This is a genomic window from Daejeonella sp. (assembly GCF_044232565.1).
GTDB lineage: Bacteria > Bacteroidota > Bacteroidia > Sphingobacteriales > Sphingobacteriaceae > Daejeonella.
In genome coordinates, this window is the sequence record NZ_JBIILQ010000117.1 from 1 (window position 1) to 8,359 (window position 8,359).

Here is an 8,359-nt window from a genome sequence, read left to right on the forward strand (position 1 = left end):
TAGGCAGCCGGCGCAAACCAACCGCACACAAAAACCAAAAGCCCACGGGCTGCGTTTTACAGAAGGGTAAAACAATGCCCCTCCCAAACCCACTAGGCCTTCTTTTGCCTTTTGTTTTACAGCTGCTAAGGGAAAAAGCATGACGCCTAAACCCCCAGTTCATTTGACGGCTTTCTTAAAAACTTGCTATAAAACCCAAATAATATTATTTAGCAGAAACCCCTAGCACAGACCCTCCGTTCACGCTTCTTCCGCCTTGGCTGGTGCGGCAACCACAACCCTAGCCCTCGCAGAACCTTTCATAGCATCAGACGCAGCGGTGGTTGTTATTCGATTGTTGTTTATTGTTTTTTAAAGGTTCTCATGGTCTCGGCGAAGAGCCTCGGCTTGGTTAATTTTCACCACGAAAAAGTAACTAGGCCCCCGCGGCCAAGAGCGGGAAACGTCAATCACAACACAGAATTTGAATGAAATTTCCACTATTATTCAACAGATTTCTCCATGCCTCCTATTTTATGTTAAGTCATGTTTAGACTGGCACGTTCGAAATAACGAGGTGGAATCTGCAAAAAGAAAATTTCAAAAAAAATCCCTCCCCACAAAACGTGAGAAGGGATTTTTCAATTAAAAAATTGAATTTATTTCGCGTAAAGCGGATATTTACCCATCATTTCATTTACTTTCGTACTTACCTTTTTCGCATTAGAAGCACTATCTGGCTTGCAAATAACCTCATCAATAAGCTCCACAATCTTCTCCATATGCTTTTCTTTCAATCCGCGAGTACTCACAGCAGCCGTACCCACACGAATACCTGAAGTAACAAATGGTGATTTATCATCAAAAGGAACCATATTTTTATTAACCGTAATAGATGCTTCACCCAAGGCATTTTCGGCATCTTTACCGGTTATATTCTTATTTCTAAGATCAATAAGCATCATGTGATTATCCGTCCCACCAGAAATTAATTGATAACCACGGCTAACGAATGCGGCAGCCATAGCTTCTGCATTTTTCTTAACCTGAATAATATATTTCATATAATCATCGCTCAAAGCCTCTCCAAAAGCAATGGCCTTTGCAGCGATAATATGCTCTAGCGGACCACCCTGAGTACCCGGAAAAACAGCCATATCCAATACTGAAGACATCATTCTAAGCTCACCCTTCGGAGTTTTTTGTCCCATAGGATTTTCAAAATCCTTACCCAACAAAATCATACCACCCCTAGGGCCTCTCAATGTTTTATGCGTAGTAGTGGTTACAACATGGCAATGTGGAAGTGGATCATTTAGCAAACCTCTGGCAATTAATCCTGAAGGATGAGAAATATCAGCCAATACCAAGGCCCCAATCTCGTCTGCCACAGATCTAATAAATTTATAATCCCAGTCGCGCGAATAAGCCGAAGCACCACAAATAATTAGCTTTGGCTTCTCTTTCAAGGCCACTTCCTCTAATTTCTTATAATCAATTAATCCACTTTCGCGATCAACCCCGTAAAAATGAGGCTTATATATTTTACCGGAAAAATTTACTGGAGAACCATGCGTCAAGTGCCCACCATGTGAAAGGTCAAAACCTAAGATTTTATCTCCTGGATTCAATAATCCCAAAAACACAGCCGCATTGGCCTGCGCACCAGAGTGTGGTTGCACATTAGCCCAACTTGCGTTAAACAATTGCTTTGCACGCTCAATAGCGATATTTTCAACCTCATCAACAACCTCACACCCACCATAATAACGTTTTCCGGGTAAGCCCTCAGCATATTTATTGGTAAGCACAGAACCTGCCGCTTCCATAACTTGCTTGCTAACAAAATTTTCGGAAGCTATGAGTTCCAGACCAGTTTCTTGACGTACCTGTTCCTCTTCTATCAGGCTGAATATAAGTTTATCTCTCTTCATGGATGGTGAAATTGTATATTGATATATTTTTTATTAAACGATGTGTAAAAATACAAATTAAGTATGGATTGAACTGATTTTAGACTCAATCCAAAAATTATTATAGCCCAAACCGGTTTGAATGCTGATTAAATCCTGCTGCAGCATTTCTAGCATGGCTAAGAAATTATATACAAAATGGACTTTATTATCAGAATTGGCCAATAAAGCATTATAATCCAGTCTTTTGTTTATCGCGAGAAGCTGATCAATCACTTTCTTCTGAGTCTCAATTTGATAAGGATATTGCTCAAGCACATGCTCTTGCTGATTATCGCGCTGCAAACTCCGATCAAAAACCTTGTGAAAAGTGAGCATCAGCTTGTACAAGTCGAAAGATTCAAGCTCATCACCAGGCTCTGCAAGGAGAGCAACCTGCCTTAAATCTTCGGCAATACTTCCTCTTTTCTCTTGTTTAAACCGTTCATATTCAAGAACTTTGAAATGCTCTGCAATCTCCTTAAACTTTTTATATTCAATTAACTTTTGAATAAGGTCGCGTTTTAAGTCAATTTCATTGCCTTCATCATCCAAATCAGGACGAGGCAAGAGCATTTTGGCTTTGATACGCATCAAGGTTGCCGCCACGAAAATAAACTCACTCGCAACCTCCATATTTAAGGAATTCATCTGATGTAAATAATCCAGAAAATCGTCCGTTATACGGGCAATTGGCACATCCTGAATATCCAGCTCATCTCGTTCAATAAAGAATAGAAGCAGATCAAAAGGGCCCTCAAACTGAGGAAGGCGTATCTCAAAACCGTCGTTAGCAAGCATATAATATCCAAAAATAAGAAATATATTTTTACGTAGGGACAGGTCGCGACCTGTCACCATGGGAAAAATTTTTTTACGTCATTTTTATTTTAAAATTTTTAATATATTACAATTGTATTACCTAAGCTCAGCCATTTTCAATGATCTTTCTTGATCAAAAAAGGAAAATGTTTGACAAAAAAGTTATTTTTGCTGTTCAAAAATCTATAATCCTACATGGAAGTAAAAGCGGGGCCACTTTTAGAGCAAATCAATTATCCTTCAGACTTAAAAAAGTTTAAAGAGGATGATCTTGAACGTATATGTTCTGAGCTCAGACAATTTATTGTGGATACCGTTTCGGTAAACGGTGGGCATTTCGGCTCCAGCCTTGGTGTAGTAGAATTGACTGTAGCACTACACTATATTTTAAATACACCCTACGACCAATTAGTATGGGATGTTGGACATCAAGCATACGGACATAAAATTTTAACCGGCAGAAGGGCTTCTTTTCATACCAATAGAATATACAAGGGCTTAAGCGGATTCCCGAAAAGGTCTGAAAGTGAATATGATACCTTTGGTGTGGGACATTCATCAACCTCCATTTCGGCGGCTTTAGGAATGGCTGTAGCATCCAATTACAAGGGTGAAAAAGACAGACAGCACGTAGCCGTAATTGGCGATGGTGCCATGACTGGTGGAATGGCCTTTGAAGCGCTAAATCATGCAGGCATAGAAAATTCAAACATTCTGGTAATTCTGAATGATAATTGCATGTCGATCGACCCAAATGTGGGTGCTTTAAAAGAATACTTAACCGATATCACAACCTCGAAGTCCTATAATCGTTTCCGAGATGATATTTCAAGTGTGCTCACAAAAATTTCTGAACTCGGTCCCAATGCGCATGATGTTGTCAAGAAAATTGAGAAAAGCATCAAAGGCGGACTTCTTAAGAAAAGTAATTTCTTCGAGGCGCTAAAATTCAGATATTTCGGTCCGATAGATGGCCACGACGTAAAGCACCTCGCAAAAGTTCTAAAAGATTTAAAAGATATTCCCGGACCCAAGTTGCTCCACTGCGTAACCGTAAAAGGTAAAGGCTATGCCTTAGCAGAAAAGGATCAAACAAAATGGCATTCACCGGGGCTATTCGATAAAATTACTGGCGAAATCCAGAAAACTGTTAACGACAAACCTACCGCTCCAAAATACCAGGACGTATTCGGACATACGATTGTTGAGCTCGCAGAAAAAAATTCGAAGATCATGGGTATCACACCGGCCATGCCTTCAGGATCCTCCCTAAACATCATGATGAAGGCCATGCCTGATCGTGCTTTTGATGTAGGTATTGCTGAGCAGCATGCCGTTACTTTTTCGGCTGGTTTAGCCACTCAAGGAATGGTTCCATTTTGCAATATCTACTCTTCATTTATGCAGAGGGCCTATGATCAGGTGATTCATGATGTTGCCATTCAAAAATTAAATGTGGTGTTCTGTCTTGATCGCGCGGGTTTTGCAGGCTCCGACGGACAAACACATCATGGTGCATACGACCTTGCTTACATGCGTTGTATTCCAAACATGGTGGTGTCGGCACCTATGAATGAGGAAGAGCTAAGAAACCTAATGTTTACCGCTCAGCAGGAAAACATGGGCCCCTTTAGCATACGCTATCCACGTGGAAATGGAGTAATGCCCGAGTGGCGTCGTCCGCTAAAAGCCATTGAAGTAGGAAAAAGTAGAACAATTTGTGAGGGTGATGAACTTGCCATTTTAAGCATCGGGCATATTGGTAATGAAGCTGTTAAAGCTTGTGCCGCCCTCAATGCTGAAGGAATTCAACCCGCGCATTACGACATGCGTTTTGCAAAACCTATTGATGAAGAATTACTACATAAAGTATTTAAAAAGTATAAATATGTAATTACTGTGGAAGATGGCTGCATACAAGGCGGTATGGGCTCTGCAGTATTAGAATTTATGGCCGATCATAATTATTCTGCCACCATCGTGAGATTAGGAATTCCTGACCGCATTGTTGAACATGGAGAGCAGCCTCAATTATGGGCCGAGTGCGGTTTTGATGCAGAAGGAATAGCAAAAACTGTGAAATCCTTCGCCATTAGTAGATCGTCGAGGGTAATGGCATCCTAATAAAAATAATTAGGACTGTTTCAGACCCCTGAAGCAGTCCTGAATTACTTATTTCCTTTCTTGATCAAAGCCATTAATAAACGCCACTGTTTGATCAATATTCGCCTTTGAAGAAGCCCCAAATAAGATGGATTCAATTTGTGGGAAGGAACACACATATTCCAAAGCTTCTTTAACAGGTATCGCTCCTCCACCTAAAACCTGCATGGCAATTGGTCTGAACTGCTCCTCCTTCAATACTTTTTCGTAAAGCGCCTTGCCTCCCGACATCCTAAAACCGGCACTATTTATTGACGAACAAATAATCGGATTCTCAACTCCACCCTCCTTCAACAGGTATAATAATTTAGGCATATTCATCGTAATAAAACCTGCTTCTACATTGTATTTCTTTTTTATATAGGTGTGAAAGGCAATTAAAATATCCTTCATCCCCAAGCCGAGCAATAAATCGGTGACCACATTTTGCAGAAAAATGACAGGTGTATTAATCCCCTTAAACATTTTCATCTCCGAATCAATCAATAATTCCATGATCGAGAGGTAATCTTTAGACAAGAAGGCCATTCCTCCCTTAAACATAGATCCAATAAAATTACCAGGCACGTATTCCTTAAGCGTTCCCGCAATTCCGAGCTCTGTTACCGCATTGGCATATTTATGCGCATAGGGCATACAAGGATACATATTGAAATTAGCATACTTTTCAGGGTTTTGCCTAATACTATCACAGATCTTAGCAATTCGATCATGGGTGGTACACATAAAAGTATTTACACCCGCATCTCTGGCCTGATCAAGTGTTTTGATAATGGCAGAATCTTCCTTAAATCGTATCGACTGGGCCCTAGATTTCTCGTCAGAAATATGATTTACAGCAAAAAACTGATTGTCCCCAAATAAAATTCTCTCCATACTAGTTCAGTGATTTTAACTTGATCATATTTAGTGCTACATCAGTTAAATGTGCGCTCTCAAATGTATTTATACTTTGCGCCCTCCTACCAAGCACCGCATCAATAAAATGATCGATCTGAGCAGAATATTCTTCTCCTCTTAAATAAAAATCAACCGGCATACTCAGCTCAGTTACGTATTTTATGTTCCAGCCTTTGGTATAGGAATCGGGACAATTGGAAGAGTCGTTAAAGAATACTTTTAACTCGCTTGCATCAGATATAATTTTACCATTTGTACCACAAATAGTTATGGAAGTCGACATTTTACGATGCGTTTCATCACTCCAATTAACTGATAATAAACCAGATACCTCATTTTTCAGTTTAAGCATAGCATACACTGCATCATCAACCTGACTTGAGAAAATTGATTTTAGCGTACTCGAATGAACCTCAGCCACCGGTGAAATTAAATAGTTGAGTAAATCCACCACATGGGAAGCATAATCCATCAAACAACCACCACCTTCCTCCGGACTCGATCGCCAGGTTTCTTGCTTTTTCCTGATAACAACTGGTCCGTAGGCCTCTGCTTGGAAATGGTAAACCTCACCAATCGACCGATTATCTATCAATTTCTTCACCTCTTGAAAAGTGCCGATAAATTTATTGTGATATCCTACCTGATTTATTAAACCCGAATGAGCTAGCATTTCAATTAAAATGGCCCCTTCTTCGGGCTTCAAGCAGAATGGTTTTTCAGAGAAAACATGGATTTTGGCGGCAAGCAGATCCTTAATAATTTGGAAGTGCATTTTTGTCGGGACCGACACAAAAACAGCGTCAGGCTTCACCTGGCTAATCATTTTTGCATAATCCGAAAAACATTTAAAGCCCGAATACTTTTCCAATACATCGGTTACCATTTTTGAGGTATCACACACGCCAACTATTTCAACCTCCGCATGTGCCCCCAAAATCGATAAATGGGAGAGCCCCATTTTACCCGCTCCTATCAATGCAACTCTAACCATATCTATAATTAATTCGCTCTAAAATTACGATAATATTAATTTCTTATATTTTTCAGCAATTGTTTTCCATCGATAAGATCTAGTAGCAATAAGCTTCATATTTTTTCCCAAAGAGGACAAATCATAACCTTTACGGCCATCAATCAAGCCTCTTAGCGATTCTCTACTATCGAAGTAAATAGCCTTATTTTCGGTCGTGTATTCGTTATAACCCGAAGCAAAGGCAAAAATAGGCAATTCAAGATACATCGCCTCCACCAATGATGGATTGGTGCCCCCCGCCGAATGCCCATGAATATACAAGGAACAATTACTCCTCAAAACATCCAATTTTTGACGGTCATAAATTGCATCCAACAAAATCAAACCCACATAATCCTGATATTTTTTCTTGGTCTGCCGACCGTAATCAGAATTATCCCAATTCCCAACCATCACCAAAGGCAGTTCATTCTGAGTACTAAAGGCATCCAAAACCATATCGATATTATTATCAATCTGAATTCTAGTCACGCTAAAAGCATAGTCACCGTTTAAAAAAGGATAGAGTTGGGTATCTTCTTGCGCGGGACTAACCTTCATGGCTTGATCACCGCCATAGGCAATTAATTCACTTGATCTGCCATAGGTTTTTAATAGATATTCGCTAATGCCCACATTATCAGCAATCAAACGACTACAATTTTTAACCAATTGAGCCTCAGAAAAACGAATTACCTTTTTAGCAAAAGGCGACCATTTATCACGCTTCCAGTCGAGACCACCGATATTCAAAATAATTTTCGACTTATATTTTCCTAAAAAAGGCATGATAAAACCACCACCGAAGCCTAAAAATAAGACTTTATCGGATGTTAAAACCGCCATTAACAAGGCCAGACTATCGTATAAAATCCCCGAAGCTCCATGCGAACTGATGGGTAGGTAGCGCAATTTAGCTCCTTTATAAGTCCGAACTTGGCTATCCATATCACGAGAAGAACAATAAACTGTAAGCTCAATATCCTTGTCAAAATGCTCCACAAGATACTCAGCAAGAGTCTCAAAGCCCCCATAATTATTAGGAATACCACGAATACCAACTATTGCTAAGCGCATCTCAAAAAATTAAAATTTCTATTAGCCACCAGCACAAATTAACGAACAATATTTATCCTATCGCTGTTAAAATGATAATTTATAATGCCATAGCGAAAAGCTATCCATTTATTCTTCATTTAGCTATATTTGAAAATTCACGCTGAGCAATAAATGCTCTTCAAACATTAAAAGATAAAACGCTTGAACCCTTTTAGCCTCCGAAATCTTCAAAACATTTTAAAGGCCAGCACATTTTCAAATTTTTTGAATTTGGGCAGCGTGCAGTTGTACAATACCCTTTTATCTTTCCTAATCTATCCACTTATAATCCGTAAAGTAGGGTTAGAAGCATTTGGCTTATTTACCATCGCCAATTATTTTGCCGGCTTAATGGGCACGATCATCAATTTTGGCACCAGCCAATCGGGCGTAAAAGACATTGTTATAAACAAAGAGGAGCCCATAAAGC

General features: G+C 39.6%; 7 protein-coding genes. 2 read left to right on the top strand and 5 right to left on the bottom strand.

The window, feature by feature from the left end; genetic code table 11:
* Positions 1-638: 638 nt before the first annotated feature.
* Complete coding sequence (glyA, locus tag ACILQF_RS07685; RefSeq protein WP_395626834.1) at positions 639-1,913, bottom strand: serine hydroxymethyltransferase; 1,275 nt, start codon at positions 1,911-1,913, stop codon at positions 639-641.
* A gap of 57 nt (positions 1,914-1,970) precedes the next feature.
* A complete protein-coding gene (locus tag ACILQF_RS07690) occupies positions 1,971-2,792 on the bottom strand; it encodes a segregation and condensation protein A (RefSeq protein ID WP_395626835.1) in 822 nt (273 codons plus the stop codon).
* 156 nt (positions 2,793-2,948) lie between these two features.
* Between ACILQF_RS07690 and dxs the strand changes: the two genes are divergently transcribed.
* Positions 2,949-4,877, top strand: a complete 1,929-nt coding sequence (dxs, locus tag ACILQF_RS07695) for a 1-deoxy-D-xylulose-5-phosphate synthase (RefSeq protein WP_395626836.1) — start codon at positions 2,949-2,951, stop codon at positions 4,875-4,877.
* A gap of 48 nt (positions 4,878-4,925) precedes the next feature.
* Here dxs and ACILQF_RS07700 read toward each other — a convergent pair whose 3' ends face one another.
* Genes ACILQF_RS07700 through ACILQF_RS07710 form a run of 3 tightly spaced genes read right to left on the bottom strand, consistent with a single transcriptional unit; the run spans position 4,926 to position 7,908 of the window.
* Positions 4,926-5,792 carry a hypothetical protein gene (locus ACILQF_RS07700; RefSeq protein ID WP_395626837.1) on the bottom strand — a complete coding sequence of 289 codons (867 nt, stop codon included), beginning with the start codon at positions 5,790-5,792 and terminating at the stop codon, positions 4,926-4,928.
* A 1-nt stretch (position 5,793) separates the two neighbouring features.
* The gene (locus ACILQF_RS07705; RefSeq protein ID WP_395626838.1) at positions 5,794-6,810 is read right to left on the bottom strand and encodes a Gfo/Idh/MocA family protein; all 1,017 of its coding nucleotides are present in this window, start codon (positions 6,808-6,810) and stop codon (positions 5,794-5,796) included.
* 24 nt (positions 6,811-6,834) lie between these two features.
* Entirely contained in the window at positions 6,835-7,908 is a 1,074-nt protein-coding gene (locus tag ACILQF_RS07710) for a DUF1972 domain-containing protein (protein ID WP_395626839.1), read from the bottom strand.
* 261 nt (positions 7,909-8,169) lie between these two features.
* Between ACILQF_RS07710 and ACILQF_RS07715 the strand changes: the two genes are divergently transcribed.
* The coding region (locus tag ACILQF_RS07715; RefSeq protein ID WP_395626840.1) for an oligosaccharide flippase family protein at positions 8,170-8,359 on the top strand (190 nt) is incomplete at its 3' end.

Bases quoted from the DNA above. Each gene is read 5' to 3' on its own strand.
- ACILQF_RS07710 (WP_395626839.1), bottom strand. From the start codon at position 7,908: ATGCGCTTAGCAATAGTTGGTATTCGTGGTATTCCTAATAATTATGGG.
- ACILQF_RS07690 (WP_395626835.1), bottom strand. From the start codon at position 2,792: ATGGTGACAGGTCGCGACCTGTCCCTACGTAAAAATATATTTCTTATT.
- ACILQF_RS07705 (WP_395626838.1), bottom strand. From the start codon at position 6,810: ATGGTTAGAGTTGCATTGATAGGAGCGGGTAAAATGGGGCTCTCCCAT.
- dxs (WP_395626836.1), top strand. From the start codon at position 2,949: ATGGAAGTAAAAGCGGGGCCACTTTTAGAGCAAATCAATTATCCTTCA.
- ACILQF_RS07700 (WP_395626837.1), bottom strand. From the start codon at position 5,792: ATGGAGAGAATTTTATTTGGGGACAATCAGTTTTTTGCTGTAAATCAT.
- glyA (WP_395626834.1), bottom strand. From the start codon at position 1,913: ATGAAGAGAGATAAACTTATATTCAGCCTGATAGAAGAGGAACAGGTA.